The sequence below is a fragment of the Sphaerisporangium sp. NPDC051017 genome (assembly GCF_040683095.1).
Lineage (GTDB): Bacteria > Actinomycetota > Actinomycetes > Streptosporangiales > Streptosporangiaceae > Sphaerisporangium.
In genome coordinates, this window is the sequence record NZ_JBFBCI010000001.1 from 216,918 (window position 1) to 233,623 (window position 16,706).

Here is a 16,706-nt window from a genome sequence, read left to right on the forward strand (position 1 = left end):
GATCGTACGCCCGCCCACCCCGCGTCCACGGCGATCCTGGCGAGGTTCGCCCGAAACGGCGAAGGCCGAAACGTCGAAGGCCGAAACGTCGAAGGGCCCCTCCCGGATTCGGGAAGGGCCCTCACAGGTTCGACGATCACACCGCTCAGGCGCCGAGGATCTCGACGTCGATGTTCGCCGCGACCTCGGGGTGCAGCCGGACCGAGATGCGGTGGGAACCGACGCTCTTGATCGGGCTGGTGATCTCGATGCGGCGGCGGTCGAGCTGGGGACCACCGGCGGCCTTCACCGCGTCGGCGATGTCGGCGGTGGTCACCGAGCCGAACAGGCGGCCGGACTCACCCGCGCGCGTCTTCAGCGTCACCCGCAGGGCGCCGAGCCGACCGGCGACCTCCTTGGCGGTGCCGAGGTCGCGGATCTCGCGGGCGTCGCGCGCCTTCTTGATGGAATCGATCTGCTTCTCGCCGCCACGGGTCCAGCGCAGGGCGAAACCGCGGGGGATGAGGTAGTTGCGGCCGTAGCCGTCCTTGACCTCGACGATGTCACCGGGGGCGCCGAGGCCCGAGACCTCGGTCGTGAGAATGAGCTTCATATCTCGCAGGCCTCCTGTCAGCGCGCGGTGCTCGTGTACGGCAGCAGGGCCATCTCACGGGCATTCTTGATCGCCGTCGCCACGTCGCGCTGGTGCTGGGTGCAGTTGCCCGTCACCCGACGGGCACGGATCTTGCCGCGGTCGGAGATGAACTTCCGCAGCAGCGCCGTGTCCTTGTAGTCGACGTAGGAGATCTTGTCATGGCAGAACAGGCAAACCTTCTTCTTCGGCTTGCGCAGTGCCGGCTTCGCCATCGTGGTGCTCCTCCTAAGAGAGCCCCGCGTGATGCGGGAATGGTCGATCGGTTACTGGATGAATCGTGATGGGTCAGAAAGGCGGTTCGTCGCTGAGGTCGCCGCCCGAGCCGCCGTAGCCGCCCTGGTTGTAGCCGCCCCCGCCGCCTCCGCCTCCGCCGCCGTAGTTGCCGCCACCGCCACCGCCACCGCCGAAGCCGCCGCCACCACCGGGCGGGGTCGGAGTGGCCGAGGCCCACGGGTCGTCACCGCCGCCGAAGCCGCCGCCCCCGCCGCCGCCGCCCTGACGCGCGGTCTTGTTGACCTTGCACGTCGCGTTGCGCAGGGACGGGCCGACCTCGTCGACCTCGACCTCGTAGACGGTGCGCTTCTCGCCTTCCTTGGTCTCGTACGACCGCTGGCGCAGCCGGCCCTGGAGGATGACCCGCATGCCGCGCTGGAGGCTCTCGGCGACGTTCTCGGCCGCCTGGCGCCAGACGTTGCACGTCAGGAAGAGGCTCTCGCCGTCCTTCCACTCGTTGGTCTGACGGTCCATGAACCGCGGAGTGGACGCGATGCGGAACCGCGCCACGGCCTGCCCCGAAGGGGTGAAACGCAGCTCGGGATCGTCGACAAGGTTGCCGACGATGGTGATCGTGGTGTCGCCTGCTGCCATGGTCGCTCTCGCCTTCCTGCGTGAATCTGCGCAGCCTGTTGGGCCTCAGAGTACGGCTACCGTCCGACAAAAAGCCGGGCTTCGGCATGACCCGAAGCTCAGTGCATGTCGGGGCGCAGCACCTTGGTCCGCAGAATGCCCTCGTTCAGGTTGAGCTGGCGGTCCAGCTCCTTGACCGTGGCCGGCTCGGCCGTCAGGTCGATGACGGCGTAGATGCCCTCGCCCTTCTTGGCGATGTCGTAGGACAGCCGGCGACGGCCCCATACGTCGACCTTCTCCACCGTGCCGCCATCGTTGCGGACGACGCCGAGGAACTGGTCGAGCGAGGGAGTCACCGTGCGCTCATCAAGGGACGGATCGAGGATGACCATCAATTCGTAACGACGCATGTGGACTTCCAACCTCCTCTGGACTTTCGCGGTCACGACACCATGCCGTGACAGGAGGACGCCGACGCTCTCGCACCCGCTTTCGGAAGGGGAGCGACCACGCGGTGATGACACACGTAGCAAGCGCAGCCCAAGCAGTCTACCAGGGTCACTGACCGCGCCCGAGCGATTGTCGGCGGGCGGTAACGGGAAGGCACGAAGAGTAGGAAGGAGGAACGGTGGACACCATGTCACAACCCCCAGGCCGGTCCCAGCACCGGTACCACCTCACCCTCAACACGGACGGCAAGAGGCATCCCCTGGAGAACGTCCTGACCGTGTCCGCCCTGGCCTGCGGCCTGATCGCGTTCGTGAGCGGGCTGATCGTCTCCGCCCACGTGGTCGCCACCTGGGCCGGGGTCGCGGGGTTCATCGGAGGGCTGTACGCGCAGTACGTCTCGGCGACGACCGCCGAGCGCTCGCTCAACATCGTCGCCATCGTCGCGTCGTTCGTCGGCACGGCGGTGGGCATCTACCACGGCGGGTTCATCCCCTGAGCCGCCTCCACCGCCCCCGCTCAAGTGCTCGAAACGACTACGCTCGTCCCCATGGTTCGCATCGGAGCTCACGTCGACCGGGACGACCCACTGGCCCACGCCGCGCTGCGTGAGGCGGAGGTCGTGCAGTTCTTCCTCGGTGATCCTCAGGGCTGGAAGGGGCCGGAGTTCCCCGCCTCCGTCGACGCGCTGAAGGCCTCGGAGATCGACGTCTACGTCCACGCGCCCTACGTCATCAACGTCGCCACGGCGAACAACCGCATCCGCATCCCGAGCCGCAAACTGCTCGCGGGCCAGCTGGAGGCCGCGGCCTCGATCGGCGCCAAGGGCCTGATCGTGCACGGCGGGCACGTGAACAAGGACGACGACGCCCAGATCGGCTTCGACAACTGGCGCAAGGTGTTCGAGCGGCTGGAGACGCCGATCCCCGTCCTGATCGAGAACACCGCGGGCGGCGGCAACGCGATGGCGCGCCGACTGGAGCGCATCGCCCGGCTGTGGGAGGCGTTGGACGGTTTCGAGGTCGGCTTCTGCCTGGACACCTGCCACGCGCACGCGGGCGGCGAGGATCTCGTGGACGTCGTCGAGCGGGTGAAGGCGATCACCGGCCGCATCGACCTGGTCCACTGCAACGACTCGCGCGACGCCTTCGACTCCGGCGCGGACCGGCACGCCAACCTCGGCAAGGGCCAGATCGACCCCGAGCTGATCCTGGGGGTGTGCCGGGCGGCGGGAGCGCCGATCGTCGTGGAGACCCCCTCCGACGGGCAGGCGGCCGACATCGCCTTCCTGCGCGAACACCTTTGATCCACAGCCTGTGGATAAATCCCCTGGATTACGGGAGCGCGAAAGCGGGTAAGACGGCCCAGCGCCTCAGCCCGCCCAGGCTCCTTCGATGAACGTCATGGTGTTCAGCACCATCAACGGCCCGGCCACCAGGGCGTACGCCAGCAGGACGGATCGGCGCCGCACGCCGGTCCGCCCGAGCATCACCCACAGCGGCCACCACAGCAGCGCGGCGCGCGGGATCGACAGGTAGTAAGCGGAGAACATCAGCGCCCCCACCTGGAGCCCGACGTACACGAACTCGCTCCACCGGCGCGCGACCAGCAGCCACACCACCACGGCGACTCCGGCCACCGCGCCCGCGATCTCCATCCGGAACGCCCAGGCGAACTGGCCGTCCCCGGTCGCCATCTGCCAGGTCGTCCAGAAGGACTGCCACGGCCAGACCATCTGGCGGCCCCAGCCGGCCTCCTGGGCGTGCTGCCAGGCGAGCCAGTCACCCGTGCGCGCGTACTGGTACAGCGAGTACAGCACCAGCGGGACGAAAGGGACGAACAGCCAGGGGACGCCGCGCGTCCTCCCCCGCTGCGCCACGAACTCCACGATCAGCGCCAGGGCCAGGAACAGCCCGGTGATGCGCACGCAGGACGCCCCCGCGGCCAGCAGCCCGGCGGCCGCCCAGTTCCGCCGCCGCGCGTACAGCCAGGCGGGGATCGCGAAGGCCAGGAACAGCGACTCGGTGTACCCGGCGAACAGGAACACCGCCGTCGGGCACAGCACCAGCGCCAGGACGGCGCGCCATCCCGCGCCCTCGGGCCCCTCGAAGTCGGCGAGCCGGGCGAGCGCCGTCATGGCGATCAGGCCGGCGACCAGCGAGATCAGCAGCCCGGCCAGCGACCAGTCGGGCACGATCACGTGGACGAGGCGCAGGGCGAGGGGCATCCCCGGGAAGAAGGCGGGCAGTCCCCGGTCGGGGTCCGCCGCGGGATCGCCGTCATAGCCGTACCTCGCGATGTCCACCAGGAGCTTGGCGTCCCAGTGCTGCCAGCGGTCGAGGAACGACGGCAGATCCTCGTCCCGCGTGAGAACGCCCGCCCCGACCGTCGCCACCAGGACGATCCCCGCCCGTGACCCGAGCCACAGCGCCAGGACGTCGCCCGTCGCCTTGCGCACCCGCACGGGCGAAACGGTCTCCGGGGGGATCGTTTGCACACAGTGGAGAATAAGGGGTCATCCTTGGCCACAACCGAGCGTACGGCGCGTCCGCCCCGTAGCGCCCTCGCGCGGGCGATCGTGGCGATCCCCCTGAAATGAGCCCATGAACCAGGCCGCTAAACGGCGCCCTCGGCCCGCGCGGTCGCGGGACGCGCCGCCGGCGCGAGGACGAAGTGATCCGGCGCGCCGTCGAAGACGCCGCCCAAAGGATCGTCCACGCCGCCCTGCCTGATCACGTCGTGCTCGGGCCGCAGGATGTCCCGGACCACGAACGCGGCCATGATCGCGATCGTCAGCACCCGGCCCCACACGGCCGTGTAGTACGTGCCGTCGCCGATGCCGAGCGTCTCGTCGCCCCCCTGGGTGACCAGGTAGAGCCAGATCGCGAAGAAGTACCAGCATTCGGCCACCTGCCACAGCACCAGCGGCTTCCAGTTCGGCCTGGCCAGCACCGCGAACGGCACGAGCCACAGCACGTACTGCGGAGACCACACCTTGTTGGTGACCATGAACGCGGCCAGCACCAGGAAGGCGAGCTGCATCAGCCTCGGCCTGGTCCGGGTGGTGAAGGTGAGCACGGCGATCGCCAGGCAGAGCACCGCGAACGATCCGATGCCCAACATGTCCAGCTTGTCGCCGTCCCCGAGGAACGGCCACTGCTCGCGCTGGAAGAAGAACCACACCGATCCCCAGTCGGCGCCGCGCTCACTGCTGAAGACGTAGAACCTCTTCCAGCCGTCGAAAGCGAGCACCATGATCGGCAGGTTGACGACCACCCACGTCACGACGGTGCCGGCGAGTGCCCACAGGAACGCGGGGAACTTGCGGGTGCGCAGCGCCAGCAGGAACAACGGGCCGAAGAAGACGACCGGGTAGAACTTCGTGGCGATGGCGAGCCCGAGGAGCACGCCCGTCAAAACGTGTTTGCGCCGCGACCAGGCGAGAAAGGCGCCGAGGCTCAGCGCGCCGCACAGCAGGTCCCAGTTGATGAACGCCGTGAGGATCACGGCCGGGGCCAGCGCGTACCACGCGGCGTCCCATGGCCGTCCCTGGGCGCCCGCCAGCATCACCATGATGACGACGCCGACGACCAGGGACAGGCTCATGACCAGCATGGTGAGGTCGAAGAACCACACCCCCGGCTCGTTCAGCCCGGACACAAGCTTCTGGATGACCCACATCAGCCCGCCGATGCCGACCGGATACTCGACGGGATGCCCGAAGTACGGGGCCATGCCCTGGTCGAGCTTCTCGTTCCACCACAGCGGATAGATGTCGGTATAGCAGAACCTGAGGAACTGCTGCGTGCCGTCGTTCCACGCGCCGCCGAACCGGCACGGTGCCTTCCACGCGTAGGCCAGCACCGCGCCGAGGGCCGCGAACAACCCCACGGGCACCAGCGGCAGCATCGCGCGTGCCGCGGGCACGGCGGAGTCGGAGACGTAGGTCGATCGGCTCATGGCGTTCTCTCGTTACCGGGAGGACGGGGTGGGCTCCGGCCGGCGTCCTCCCGAGGGCGTCGGCGTCGGCGTGGCCGCGTTCGCCGGCGTCTTCCCCGCGTTGAACGGGTCGGCGCCGTTGTTGCCGTTGTTGCACGAATCGTCCCACGGCAGGCAGCCGCCGTCTCCCCCGCCACCGTGGTCACCATTGCCGTTGTCGGTAGGCGGCCAGTTGTCGTCGGTGGGGAACCCGGGGTCGTTGCTCGGGGTCGGCGTCGGGGTGGGCACCGGCTTGGGCGCAAGGTCGAGCGGCGAGCCGATGTTGGACGGCGTCGGGAACTCCTCGGCCTTCTTGCCCTTCATCGCCTCCGCCATGAACGCCCGCCAGACGCGCGCCGGGACGGTGCCGCCGTCGAAGTTGTTGCCCAGCGAGAGCTCGGCCCCGGTCTTGCGGTCCTCCTTGTACATGCCGACCGCGGAGGAGAGTTGCGGGGTGAAGCCGACGAACCACGCTTCCTTGTTGTCGTTGTTCGTCCCGGTCTTGCCGGCGACCGGACGGTCGGACAGCGCGGCCGCCGTACCCGTGCCGCCCTTCACCACCGACCGCAGCGCCACGATGGCGTCGGCCGCGACCTCTTCGGAGATGACCTGCTTGGGCGTCTTGTCCTCGGCGATGATCTGCACACCCTGCGGGTTGACGACGCGGATCACCGTGTGCGTCGGGTAGTGCTTGCCATGGTTGGCGAAGATCGAGTAGCCGCCCGCCTGCTCGACGGGCGTCACGCCGGCGCTGCCGATGGAGAACAGGAACTTGTGCTCGGCGACGTCCTTGTCCAGGCTCTCCTTGCTGAGCCCGGCGTCCTCGGCGATGCGCTTGACCGCGTCCAGCCCGACCTCGGCGCCCATCTGGCCGTAGGCCGTGTTGATGGAGTGCTGGGTCGCGTAGATGATGTCCATGGACGCGGGCGTGGAGTGGCCGTTGCTGATCGGGGTCGTCCCCTCCAGCTTGAGCGGCTGCTTACCGGTCACGTAGCTCTTGAGGCTGTGCCCGGCCTCCAGCCAGGCGGCGAGCACGTACGGCTTGAACGCCGACGCCGCCTGCTTGCGCGCCTGGAACGCCTCGTTGAACTGGTCGGGGTGCTTGCCGAGGTAGTCGTTGCCGCCGTAGAACGCGACGACGCGGCCGTTGGTCGGGTCGACGGCGCCCAGGCCGGTGTGGACCTCCTTGGGCAGCCCGGCGGTCGTCTGGATCACCGCCGTCTTCGCGGCCTTCATGAGGTTCTTGTCGAACGTGGTGTAGACCTTGTACCCGCCGGTGTCGATTTCCGAGCGCGGCAGGCCCTTGGCCTCCAGTTCCTTGAGCGCCTCGGTGAGCATGTAGCCGCGCAGCCCGCCGAACGCCTCGTTGTCCTTGGCCGGCTTGGGCTTGGGGAACTTCAGCGTCGTGGGGTAGGAGCCGTACTCCTTGGGGTTCAGCTTGGCCATCTGCCCGAGCACGTAGTTGAACCGGAACCGGGTGCCGGAGTAGTCCTTCTTCGCCTCGTCGGCGTCGAAGCGGCCCGGCTGCTGGATGCGGCCCGCCAGGTAGGCGGCCTCGGCCGGGGTGAGCTTCTTGACGCCGTGGCCGAAGAACGACTGCGCCGCGGCCTCGATGCCGTAGGTGTTGCGGCCGAAGGGGACGATGTTGAGGTAGTACTCCAGGACCTTGTCCTTGGTCCACTCCTTGTCGAGCTTGACGGCGATGAAGATCTCCTTGATCTTCCGCTTGACCGAGCGCTCCGTGCTAAGGCCCTTGAAGTAGTTCCTCGCCATCTGCTGGGTGATCGTGGACGCGCCCTGCACCTGCGCGCCGGTGGCGGTACTCCACGCCGAGCGCACGATGGCGGACAGGGAGATGCCCGAGTCGCTGTAGAAGGTGGCGTTCTCGGCGCCGACCACCGCGTCACGGACGTACTGTGGCACGTCCTCGATCTTCACGGCCCGGCGCTCGGTGCCGAGCTTGGCCATGAGAGAGCCGTCGGCGTAGTAGAAGTTGCTGCCCTGGGCGGTCGCCTGGTCCTGGGCGTCCTTCTCCGTGGGCAGCGTCGTGTTGGAGTAGGCGACGGCGATCATGCCGAAGAGGCCGGCGGCCAGCACGACGAAGCCGACCATCACGATCTTCCAGTTGGGGAGGAAGCGTGTCCAGCCCCGGCGACGGCCCGGCGGCTCGTCACCGCCCTTGGCGCGCCGGCGCCCGGGACCGCCGCCGTCCCCGTCACCGGGGCCGCGTCCGCCGGGCCCCTCGGGGGGACCGCCACGGCCCCCGCGTCCGCGGCCGTCCAGATCGCGGCTGACGATCGTGTCCGAGTGCGTTACGCCGGGGCCCTCCCGCCGGGGAGCCGCCTGGGAACGCGGCGCCACCTGGCCCATCCCCTGGGTGTCCTCGAAGGCGGCCTCCGGCCGGCGCTGGCGTGGGTCGCCGGCGCCGCCGCGCGGATCGGCCTGGCGTGGCCGCGGCCTGCCCTGCCCACCCGCCCGCGGGTCTCCGGCACCGGTCCGCGGGTCGCCCATGCCCGGGCGCTGGCGGGGATCGCCCGCGGTGGGACGCGCGGGGCCGGTACGGCCGGACGGCGCGCCCCAGTCGCCGTCCTCGGACGACGCGGGACGCCCGGGCGCGGGCTCCGGAGACGATGCCGGAAACTGTGCCGGAGAAGGTGCGGAATTCGATGCCGGGTATCCACCGGCGGGCGCGCCCCCCTCGGGCGAGCGACGGCGCCGCCCGGGGCGAGCCGATCCGCCGGGGCCCTCGGAAGGGGCCGGGCGACCGGTCGGCTCGGGGCCATAGCTGCTGTAACTCACGCGTCCTCGTTGGGTCATCTGGCGATCGGAGGTTCTTCGGCGTCTACACGGTGGGCGGGAGGGCGTGCCTTCCCGGTCGGGAATCTCGGCCGCGGCGGACTAGGTCTCGGCGACCCGCCCATCCGTGCCGGAGCCGCTCGGAGGCCCGCCGTTGCCCAGGACGAAGGAAACCGTCAGGTGATTCCATGAACAACCTTGGCAGACCTCGACCACGTAGACGCGGAATTCCTCGTATTCGTGGGCCATCTGAACAAGGTCTGACGTGGCCTTTACACGTCCTGCGCTGCGACCTAACTGATCGCCGTACACGTATGTGACATGGGTCACGTTCCGGTGCTCGCAGATCGGGCAGACGCGTTGCGTGGGCTCCCCGTGGTACCGAGCCGCCCGGAGGAGGTACGGGTGAGCATCGCACACATCTCGCCTGGTCATGCGACCGGAGCGGAGCGACTGGAGGGTCGCCCGCTTCGCGAGGCCGTAGTCGACGACCCCTCGCTGTGACCACATGAGCGTCAGACTACGACTTTTTCATCTATTCCGCCCATCCGCTTGACGGTTTCGCCGATTGCAGACTATGCCGAGCGGACGTATCCTCGGGATGTATCGACTCGATACATCGTCAGGACACATCGGTGCGAGAGGGGGCGGTTCCGGTGGCTGTCGGCAGAGGCGGGGTCCTGGAACTCGCCGTGCTCGGCTCCCTTCACGAGACACCCCTGCACGGCTATGAGCTGCGCAAACGGCTCAACGCCCTGCTCGGCATGTTCCGGGCGTTCTCCTACGGCTCGCTCTACCCGTGCCTGCGGCAGTTGCTGTCCGCGGGGCTCATCGCGGAGGAGCCACCGGACGAGCACACCCCCGGCTCGGCGGCACAGACCGCGCGGGACGTCACCCCGCCGCTCGCCGGCCGCCGGTCGAAGATCGTGTACAAGCTCACCGCCGAAGGCAAGGAGCGCCTGCAGGAGTTGCTCACCCAGGCGGGCCCTTCCTCATGGGAGGACGAGAGCTTCGGTGTCCACTTCGCCTTCTTCCGCCACACCGAGGCGGAAGTGCGGCTGCGTATCCTCGAAGGTCGCAGGAGCCGCCTCGAAGAACGCCTGGACGGTGTTCGGACGGCTCTGGCCCGCACACGTGAGCGGCTGGACAGCTACACCCTGGAGTTGCAGCGCCATGGCTTGGAGTCGGTCGAACGCGAGGTCCGCTGGCTCAACGAGCTGATCGATACCGAACGGGCGCAGGCCGTCCGGGCGAAAGAGGACAGGTCGCAGGCGAAGGACGCCGGGCCCGTTCCCGATAAGACGAATGAGTAAAGGAGCGAGTGCGATGGGTTCCGTGCGCGTAGCCATCGTCGGTGTCGGTAATTGTGCCGCGGCGCTGGTGCAGGGCGTGCATTTCTACAGGGACGCCGACCCCGCCAGCCGGGTGCCGGGCCTGATGCACGTCCGGTTCGGCGACTACCACGTCGGCGACGTGGAGTTCGTGGCGGCGTTCGACGTCGACGCCAAGAAGGTCGGCCGCGACCTCTCCGAGGCGATCGTCGCCTCAGAGAACAACACGATCAAGATCTGCGACGTGCCGCCCACGGGCGTAACCGTCCAGCGTGGTCCCACCTATGACGGCCTCGGCGAGTACTACCTCGAGATGATCGAGGAGTCGGACGAGTCGCCGGTCGACGTGGTCGCGGCGCTCAAGGCCGCCAAGGCCGACGTCCTGGTCTCCTACCTGCCTGTGGGCTCGGAGGAGGCCGACCGCTTCTACGCGCAGTGCGCCATTGACGCCGGCGTGGCCTTCGTCAACGCGCTGCCGGTGTTCATCGCCTCCGACCCGGTCTGGGCGCAGAAGTTCACCGACGCGGGCATCCCGATCGTCGGCGACGACATCAAGTCCCAGGTCGGCGCCACCATCACCCACCGCGTCATGGCCAAGCTCTTCGAAGACCGCGGGGTCGAGCTGCTGCGCACGTACCAGCTCAACTTCGGCGGCAACATGGACTTCATGAACATGCTGGAGCGCAAGCGCCTCCAGTCCAAGAAGATCTCCAAGACGCAGTCCGTCACCTCGCAGATCCCGCACGAGATGGGCAAGGCCGACGTCCACATCGGCCCGTCCGACCATGTGCCGTGGCTCGACGACCGCAAGTGGGCGTACGTCCGCTTGGAGGGCAAGTCCTTCGGCGACACCCCGCTGAACCTGGAGTACAAGCTCGAGGTGTGGGACTCGCCGAACTCCGCCGGCGTCATCATCGACGCGGTGCGCGCCGCCAAGATCGCACTCGACCGGGGCATCGGCGGCCCGATCCTGTCGGCGTCGTCCTACTTCATGAAGTCGCCGCCGGAGCAGTACTCCGACGACGACGCCCGCGAGGCCGTCGAGAAGTTCATCCGCGGCGAGGTCGAGCGCTGACCGCCACTCGCGAGAACGTGGCGCCCGGTTTCACGTGGAACCGGGCGCTTTCGCGTACGCGGGGTTTCTAGCGAGGGGTGCGGGCCGCCGGAGGAAGGCCCGCCGGGTCGGCCACGGGCCAGGCGAACGGGTCGGGGCCGAGGGCGGTGAGCAGCGGCACCTGCTGGGCGCACCACGGCGAGATCGCCAGCAGGCCGCTCATGACGTCGTCGGCGAACTCCTTCCACGGCATCCAGCGCGTCGCGCCGACCTCGTCGGGGTTGGGGCTCGGCTCGGCGGAGACGACGGCCCGGTAGACAGGGCACATCTCGTGCTCCACCGTCCCGTCGCTCATCACGGCGCGGTAGGCGAAGCCCGGCACCATCAGCTCGACGGTGGCGGCGGTGATGCCGAGTTCGTAGGCGAGCCTGCGCGCCACCGCGTCCTCGGGCTTCTCGCCGGGCAGGGGGTGGCCGCAGCAACTGTTGGTCCACACCCCCGGCCAGGTGCGCTTGTGGGACGCGCGCCGGGTCAGCAGCACCCGCCCCTCGGGGTCGAACACATAGCTGGAGAACGCCAGATGCAGCGGCGTGTCGGCACCGTGCACGATGCTCTTGGGCGCCGTGCCGATCGCTTCGCCCTCGGCGTCCACGAGCACGACATGTTCGTCATGGGTCACGCGACCGAGATTACGTGATCATGTCGATACGCTCAGCCCCCGGCCCTGGCCACGACCGGCAAATGGTCGCAGAAGCATCAGTCACGGGCGGGCAAATCTCATCCCGAGTACGCCAACCGTCTACCTGGTGAAACTTCGGGGTACCACCGGACCGTCACTCCTGGTGCACCAACCTCCCCGGTCACGGCCCGGCGCCCGGACTGTCCTGGTCTTGGTAAACAAACGGCAGGCGTCGTCTTCGCCGCGCGAACACGGTGCGGGTCCGGCATATCGTGAGGCATGACCACATCGGGATCGCCTATCCCTGAGGGGACATCGGGGATGTTCCCGATGTTGGGCTTCGGACTCGGCCGTTAGGCTGGCCCGCATGTCCTTCGTCTCCGACCTCCGCGCCGTCCTTCGAGGCCGGGACTTCAGACGTCTCTTCTCCACGCGTTTGGTCTCGCAGTTCTCCGATGGCGTCTTCCAGTTCGCCGTGGTCGGGTACGCCTTCTTCACCCCGGAGAAGCAGACCAGCGCCGCCGAGGCCGCAGTGGCGTTCGCCGTCCTGCTGCTGCCGTACTCCATCCTCGGGCCGTTCGCCGGGGTGTTCATCGACCGCTGGTCGCGCCGCCAGATCCTGGTGATCGCGCCGGTGGTCCGGGGGGCGCTGCTGATCGTCGCCGCGTCGCTCGTCGCGCTCGGCGCGCCCGACTGGTGCTTCTACACCGCGGCGCTCGCCGTGCTCGGCGTGAACCGCTTCTTCCTGTCCGCGCTGAGCGCCTCGCTGCCGCACGTGGTGCAGCCCGAGCGGCTGATGCTCGCCAACGCGGTCACCCCGACCTCGGGAACGGTCGCCACGTTCATCGGGGCGGGGGTCGGCTACCTGCTGCGGCTCGCCTTCGGCCCCGGCCACGGCGGCACGGCGCTGCTGCTGGTGACCTCGGGCGTCGTCTTCGGAGCCAGCGCGCTGATCGCCCAGACGATGCGGCGCGAACTGCTCGGCCCCTCGTACGACCCCAGCCTGCCGCAGGCGCGCGAGGCCCTGCGCAACGTCGTGACCGGCCTCGCCGACGGCGCGCGCCACATCGTCCACCTGCGGTCGCCCGCGACCGCGCTCGGGGGCATGGCCGCCCACCGGTTCCTGTACGGCATGACCCTCGTGATGACCGGGATGCTGTACCGCTTCTACTTCACCACCGACGTCGAGGCGGGCCTCAACCACATCACCGGCGTGCTCGCCACCTCCGGCGCCGGGTTCTTCACCGCCGCGCTGATCACGCCGTGGGCGACCGAGCGCTTCCGCCCGGAGAGGTGGATTCCGATCATGCTGGCCACGGCCGGGGTGCTCGGGCTGCTGCTCTGCCTGCCGTTCCATCAGGCCGGCTTCCTGGCGGCGGGCTTCGTCCTCGGCGTCACGGGGCAGAGCGTGAAGATCTGCACCGACACGATCGTGCAGCGGGACGTCGAGGACACCTACCTCGGGCGGGTCTTCTCCATCTACGACATGCTCTTCAACGGCATGCTGGTGCTGGCCGCGGCCGTCGCGGCGCTGATCCTGCCCGCCAATGGCAAGTCGTACGCCACGCTGACGATCGCCGCGAGCGGCTACCTGCTCAGCGCCCTCGTCTACCGCCTCCTGACGGCCGACGCCAAACCCCGCACCCCCCAAGAGGTCACCCACTGACCCGCCACTCCGCGCCGGGCCACTCCCATCCGCCCTACACCCTGACCAGAAACGGGCACGACCTCACGGGAACCAGACCTCACAGAGCCGGGTCTCATGGGGACCGTGATCAAGCGGGCAGGGCGTTCGCGGCGGCGACCATCGCGCGGGTGATCATGGTGAGGTCCTCGGGGCCGGTCACGTACGGCGGCATCGTATAAACAAGGTGCCCGAACGGGCGCAGCCAGACGCCGTGCTCCATCACGATGTCCTGGATCTTCGGGACGTCCACCGGCGCGTGCGTCTCGATGACGCCGATCGCGCCGAGCACCCGGACGTCCTTCACCCCCGGCGCGCGGGCGGCCTCGGCGAGCCCGTCCACCAGGCCGCGTTCGATGCGCGCGACCTCCTCGCGCCACGGGCGCTCGCCGAGGAGCGTGAGCGAGGCGTCGGCCACCGCCGCGGCGAGGGGGTTTCCCATGAACGTCGGGCCGTGCATGAGCACGCCGACGCGCTCGGCGACCTCGCTCGTGCAGAGCGTGGCCGCCATGGTGAGGTAGCCGCCGGTCAGCGCCTTGCCCACGCACATGATGTCGGGCCGGACGCCCGCGTGGTCGCAGCCGAACAGCTCGCCCGTGCGACCGAAGCCGGTGGCGATCTCGTCCGCGATGAGCAGCAGCCCGTGCTCGTCGGCCAGCTCGCGCAGCCGCGTGAGGTAGGCCGGATGGTAGAAGCGCATGCCGCCCGCCCCCTGGACGACGGGCTCGACGATCACCGCCGCGAGTTCCCCGGCGTGCCGCGCGACCAGCTCGGACAGATGATCCATGTACGCCTGGCCGGGCGGCTCGACGGCCCCCGCCGCGTGCGTCCCTGAGGGCTTCCCCGGCACCGAACGCCCGCCATGCGCGCCGAGCGGCATAACGGGTGCTCCCGGATGCGCAGCGGGCGTTCCCATGTGCACGGCGGGCGTGCCCGGATGCACGGTGGGCGTGCCCACATGCGAGAGGTGCCCGCCGCCGGTCCTTCCCGGACGATGGCCGTAGTCGCCGGGGGGCCGGTCGGCGAAGACGTGCTCGGGCAGGACGCCGGTGAACATGTGGTGCATGCCGTTGACCGGGTCGCACACCGCCATGGCGCCGAAGGTGTCACCGTGATAGCCGCCCCGCACGGTCAGCAGCCGGCTCCTGCCCGTGCACTGGATCGCGATCTTGATGGCGACCTCGACCGCGACGGACCCGGAGTCGGCCAGGAACACGCGCTCCAGCCCGGTCATCTCGGCCAGGCGCCGCGCGACCCGCACGGCCGGCTCGTGCGTAAGGCCGCCGAACATGACGTGCGCCATCAGGCCGAGCTGGTCGCGCGCGGCGGCGTTCAGCGCCGGGTGGTTGTAGCCGTGGATGGCGGCCCACCACGAGGACATGCCGTCGACCAGCTCACGGCCGTCGGCCAGCCTCAGCCGCACCCCCTCGGCATCGGCCACGGGATGGGCGGCCGTGGCCGGGTAGGCGGGGGCGTAGGGGTGCCACAGGTGCCTGCGGTCCAGTTCACGAAGCGTCTCGGCGTCCACGCGGGCCACATTAGCCCCGGCGGCGGCCCCGCACGCCGCCCACGGCCCCACCTGTGGACAAAGTCCGGAACCCGGGCCCGGCCTGTGGATAACTTCCCGCGAACCCTCAGCCGACCGGGCCCGGCCGCGCACCCTCGACTGACGGGCCCCGCCGCGCGACCTCAGGCGCGGCCCTGGTCGCTCGGCCTCAGACCAGACCCCGGCCGCTCGGCCTCAGACGAGGCCCTGGTCGCGCGCCCACTCCATCAGCGCCTCCCGGGCGGCGTCCTTGCCGAGCACGCCCTTGTCGAGGCGCAGGTCGAGCAGGAACTTCCACGCCTTGCCCACCACGGGCCCCGGCCCGACCCCGAGCGCCTCCTGGATCTCGTTGCCGTCGAGCTCGGGCCGCATCTTGGCCAGCTCCTCCTCGTCGGCGAGGCGGGCGATGCGTACTTCCAGCTCGTCGTAGGTGCGCGAGAGGGCCTGTGCCTTGCGCCTGTTGCGGGTCGTGCAGTCGGCGCGGGTGAGCTTGTGGAGCCGTTCGAGCAGGTGCCCGGCGTCGCGGACGTAGCGGCGCACCGCGGAGTCGGTCCATTCGCCGGTGCCGTAGCCGTGGAAGCGCAGGTGCAGTTCGACCAGGTGCGCGACGTCGGCCACGACGTCCTTGGGGAACCGCAGCTCGGTCAGGCGCTTCTTGGTCATCTGCGCGCCCACGACCTCGTGGTGGTGGAACGAGACGCGGCCGCCCTCTTCGTATCGCCGCGTCTTGGGCTTGCCGATGTCGTGCAGCAGCGCGGCCCAGCGCAGCACGCGGTCCGGCCCGGCGGCCTCCTGCGCGATCGCCTGCTCCAGGACGATGAGCGTGTGCTCGTAGACGTCCTTGTGCCGGTGGTGCTCGTCGATCTCCAGCCGCAGCTTGGGCAGCTCGGGCAGGACGTGGGCCGCGAGGCCGGTGTCCACCAGCAGGCCGAGGCCCTCGCGCGGCCCCGCCCCGCAGATCAGCTTGTCCAGCTCGTCGCGGATGCGCTCGGCGGAGACGATCTCGATGCGCTCGGCCATCGACGTCATGGCCGCCACCGCGGCGGGGTCGACGGTGAATCCGAGCTGGGAGGCGAACCGGGCCGCCCGCAGCATGCGGAGCGGGTCGTCGTCGAAGGACCGCTCAGGCGTGCCGGGCGTGCGCAGCGCCTTCTCGCCGAGGTCGCGCAGGCCACCGTACGGGTCGACGAACTCGTGCCCGGGAAGCCTGACGGCCATCGCGTTGACCGCGAAGTCGCGCCGCTCCAGGTCGGCCTCCAGAGTCTCGCCGTAGGCGACCTCGGGCTTCCTGGACTTCGGGTCGTAGGACTCGCTGCGGTACGTGGTGATCTCCAGCACCCAGCCGCCCTTGCGGACGCCGACGGTGCCGAAGTCGATGCCGATCGTCCACACAGAGTCGGCCCAGCCGGTGACGATCTCCAGCACCCGCTCGGGACGCGCGTCGGTGGTCAGGTCGAGGTCGTTGCCGATGCGGCCGAGGAAGACGTCACGAACCGACCCGCCGACCACGGCGAGTTCGTGCCCGTGCGCGGCGAACAGCTCGCCGAGCTCGTCGGCGACCGGAGCAATCCGCCGAAATAGGTCGATCACGGCCCTCTGCTGACTAACGCTCAGATTTGAGACGGACAAGCTGGGTAGGTCCTTCGGTCACGGAACAGAATCTCCGCGTCAGCCCTGGTGTAACCCGCCCGGGCGAAACCCAAGCGACCAC

16 protein-coding genes are annotated in these 16,706 nt (G+C 69.5%); 5 read left to right on the forward strand and 11 right to left on the reverse strand.

Features of this window, described 5'->3' with window-relative positions; translation table 11 throughout:
- Positions 1-145: 145 nt before the first annotated feature.
- From rplI to rpsF, 4 genes are all read right to left on the reverse strand, one after another.
- A complete protein-coding gene (gene rplI / locus AB0M95_RS01065) occupies positions 146-592 on the reverse strand; it encodes a 50S ribosomal protein L9 (protein ID WP_358520233.1) in 447 nt (148 codons plus the stop codon).
- Positions 593-609: 17 nt separating this feature from the next.
- Positions 610-846, reverse strand: coding sequence for a 30S ribosomal protein S18 (gene rpsR, locus AB0M95_RS01070; RefSeq protein ID WP_061256131.1), 237 nt, complete (start codon positions 844-846; stop codon positions 610-612).
- Between the two features lie 73 nt (positions 847-919).
- Positions 920-1,501 (reverse strand): single-stranded DNA-binding protein, encoded by a 582-nt coding sequence (locus AB0M95_RS01075; RefSeq protein WP_363757902.1) that lies wholly within the window; start codon positions 1,499-1,501, stop codon positions 920-922.
- A 98-nt stretch (positions 1,502-1,599) separates the two neighbouring features.
- On the reverse strand, positions 1,600-1,890 hold the full coding sequence (gene rpsF / locus AB0M95_RS01080; protein WP_363757904.1) for a 30S ribosomal protein S6: 291 nt from the start codon (positions 1,888-1,890) through the stop codon (positions 1,600-1,602).
- 227 nt (positions 1,891-2,117) lie between these two features.
- Between rpsF and AB0M95_RS01085 the strand changes: the two genes are divergently transcribed.
- Both AB0M95_RS01085 and AB0M95_RS01090 read left to right on the forward strand, forming a co-directional pair.
- Positions 2,118-2,426 carry a hypothetical protein gene (locus tag AB0M95_RS01085; protein ID WP_363758405.1) on the forward strand — a complete coding sequence of 103 codons (309 nt, stop codon included), beginning with the start codon at positions 2,118-2,120 and terminating at the stop codon, positions 2,424-2,426.
- Positions 2,427-2,477: 51 nt separating this feature from the next.
- Complete coding sequence (locus AB0M95_RS01090) at positions 2,478-3,233, forward strand: deoxyribonuclease IV (RefSeq protein WP_363757906.1); 756 nt, start codon at positions 2,478-2,480, stop codon at positions 3,231-3,233.
- A gap of 66 nt (positions 3,234-3,299) precedes the next feature.
- On the opposite strand, the gene AB0M95_RS01095 is transcribed toward AB0M95_RS01090, so the two are convergent.
- The 4 genes from AB0M95_RS01095 to AB0M95_RS01110 all read right to left on the reverse strand — a co-directional run bounded on the left by AB0M95_RS01095 (position 3,300) and on the right by AB0M95_RS01110 (position 9,211).
- The gene (locus AB0M95_RS01095; RefSeq protein WP_363757908.1) at positions 3,300-4,424 is read right to left on the reverse strand and encodes a mannosyltransferase family protein; all 1,125 of its coding nucleotides are present in this window, start codon (positions 4,422-4,424) and stop codon (positions 3,300-3,302) included.
- A gap of 119 nt (positions 4,425-4,543) precedes the next feature.
- Entirely contained in the window at positions 4,544-5,887 is a 1,344-nt protein-coding gene (locus AB0M95_RS01100) for a glycosyltransferase 87 family protein (RefSeq protein ID WP_363757910.1), read from the reverse strand.
- A 12-nt stretch (positions 5,888-5,899) separates the two neighbouring features.
- The gene (locus AB0M95_RS01105) at positions 5,900-8,416 is read right to left on the reverse strand and encodes a transglycosylase domain-containing protein (RefSeq protein WP_363757912.1); all 2,517 of its coding nucleotides are present in this window, start codon (positions 8,414-8,416) and stop codon (positions 5,900-5,902) included.
- 387 nt (positions 8,417-8,803) lie between these two features.
- A complete protein-coding gene (locus AB0M95_RS01110; protein WP_358520252.1) occupies positions 8,804-9,211 on the reverse strand; it encodes a DUF5318 family protein in 408 nt (135 codons plus the stop codon).
- Between the two features lie 146 nt (positions 9,212-9,357).
- On the opposite strand from AB0M95_RS01110, the gene AB0M95_RS01115 reads away from it, so the two are divergent.
- On the forward strand, positions 9,358-10,014 hold the full coding sequence (locus AB0M95_RS01115; RefSeq protein ID WP_363757914.1) for a PadR family transcriptional regulator: 657 nt from the start codon (positions 9,358-9,360) through the stop codon (positions 10,012-10,014).
- A gap of 13 nt (positions 10,015-10,027) precedes the next feature.
- The gene (locus AB0M95_RS01120; protein ID WP_358520257.1) at positions 10,028-11,107 is read left to right on the forward strand and encodes an inositol-3-phosphate synthase; all 1,080 of its coding nucleotides are present in this window, start codon (positions 10,028-10,030) and stop codon (positions 11,105-11,107) included.
- A 67-nt stretch (positions 11,108-11,174) separates the two neighbouring features.
- Here the strand turns inward: AB0M95_RS01120 and idi are convergent, their stop codons facing one another.
- Positions 11,175-11,765 carry an isopentenyl-diphosphate Delta-isomerase gene (gene idi / locus AB0M95_RS01125; protein WP_358520260.1) on the reverse strand — a complete coding sequence of 197 codons (591 nt, stop codon included), beginning with the start codon at positions 11,763-11,765 and terminating at the stop codon, positions 11,175-11,177.
- Positions 11,766-12,132: 367 nt separating this feature from the next.
- Here idi and AB0M95_RS01130 point away from each other — a divergent pair, with 367 nt between their 5' ends.
- On the forward strand, positions 12,133-13,431 hold the full coding sequence (locus tag AB0M95_RS01130; protein WP_358520263.1) for an MFS transporter: 1,299 nt from the start codon (positions 12,133-12,135) through the stop codon (positions 13,429-13,431).
- Between the two features lie 109 nt (positions 13,432-13,540).
- Here AB0M95_RS01130 and AB0M95_RS01135 read toward each other — a convergent pair whose 3' ends face one another.
- Together AB0M95_RS01135 and AB0M95_RS01140 are read right to left on the reverse strand one after the other, a co-directional pair.
- Entirely contained in the window at positions 13,541-14,977 is a 1,437-nt protein-coding gene (locus tag AB0M95_RS01135) for an aspartate aminotransferase family protein (protein ID WP_363757917.1), read from the reverse strand.
- A 213-nt stretch (positions 14,978-15,190) separates the two neighbouring features.
- The gene (locus AB0M95_RS01140) at positions 15,191-16,609 is read right to left on the reverse strand and encodes a CCA tRNA nucleotidyltransferase (RefSeq protein ID WP_363758407.1); all 1,419 of its coding nucleotides are present in this window, start codon (positions 16,607-16,609) and stop codon (positions 15,191-15,193) included.
- Positions 16,610-16,706 lie beyond the last annotated feature (97 nt).

Excerpts from the sequence above, each read along its gene's own strand:
- rplI (WP_358520233.1), bottom strand. The coding sequence starts at position 592 with ATGAAGCTCATTCTCACGACCGAGGTCTCGGGCCTCGGCGCCCCCGGT.
- rpsR (WP_061256131.1), bottom strand. The coding sequence starts at position 846 with ATGGCGAAGCCGGCACTGCGCAAGCCGAAGAAGAAGGTTTGCCTGTTC.
- AB0M95_RS01075 (WP_363757902.1), bottom strand. The coding sequence starts at position 1,501 with ATGGCAGCAGGCGACACCACGATCACCATCGTCGGCAACCTTGTCGAC.
- rpsF (WP_363757904.1), bottom strand. The coding sequence starts at position 1,890 with ATGCGTCGTTACGAATTGATGGTCATCCTCGATCCGTCCCTTGATGAG.
- AB0M95_RS01085 (WP_363758405.1), top strand. The coding sequence starts at position 2,118 with ATGTCACAACCCCCAGGCCGGTCCCAGCACCGGTACCACCTCACCCTC.
- AB0M95_RS01090 (WP_363757906.1), top strand. The coding sequence starts at position 2,478 with ATGGTTCGCATCGGAGCTCACGTCGACCGGGACGACCCACTGGCCCAC.
- AB0M95_RS01100 (WP_363757910.1), bottom strand. The coding sequence starts at position 5,887 with ATGAGCCGATCGACCTACGTCTCCGACTCCGCCGTGCCCGCGGCACGC.
- AB0M95_RS01105 (WP_363757912.1), bottom strand. The coding sequence starts at position 8,416 with ATGGGCGACCCGCGGACCGGTGCCGGAGACCCGCGGGCGGGTGGGCAG.
- AB0M95_RS01110 (WP_358520252.1), bottom strand. The coding sequence starts at position 9,211 with ATGTGGTCACAGCGAGGGGTCGTCGACTACGGCCTCGCGAAGCGGGCG.
- AB0M95_RS01120 (WP_358520257.1), top strand. The coding sequence starts at position 10,028 with ATGGGTTCCGTGCGCGTAGCCATCGTCGGTGTCGGTAATTGTGCCGCG.
- AB0M95_RS01130 (WP_358520263.1), top strand. The coding sequence starts at position 12,133 with ATGTCCTTCGTCTCCGACCTCCGCGCCGTCCTTCGAGGCCGGGACTTC.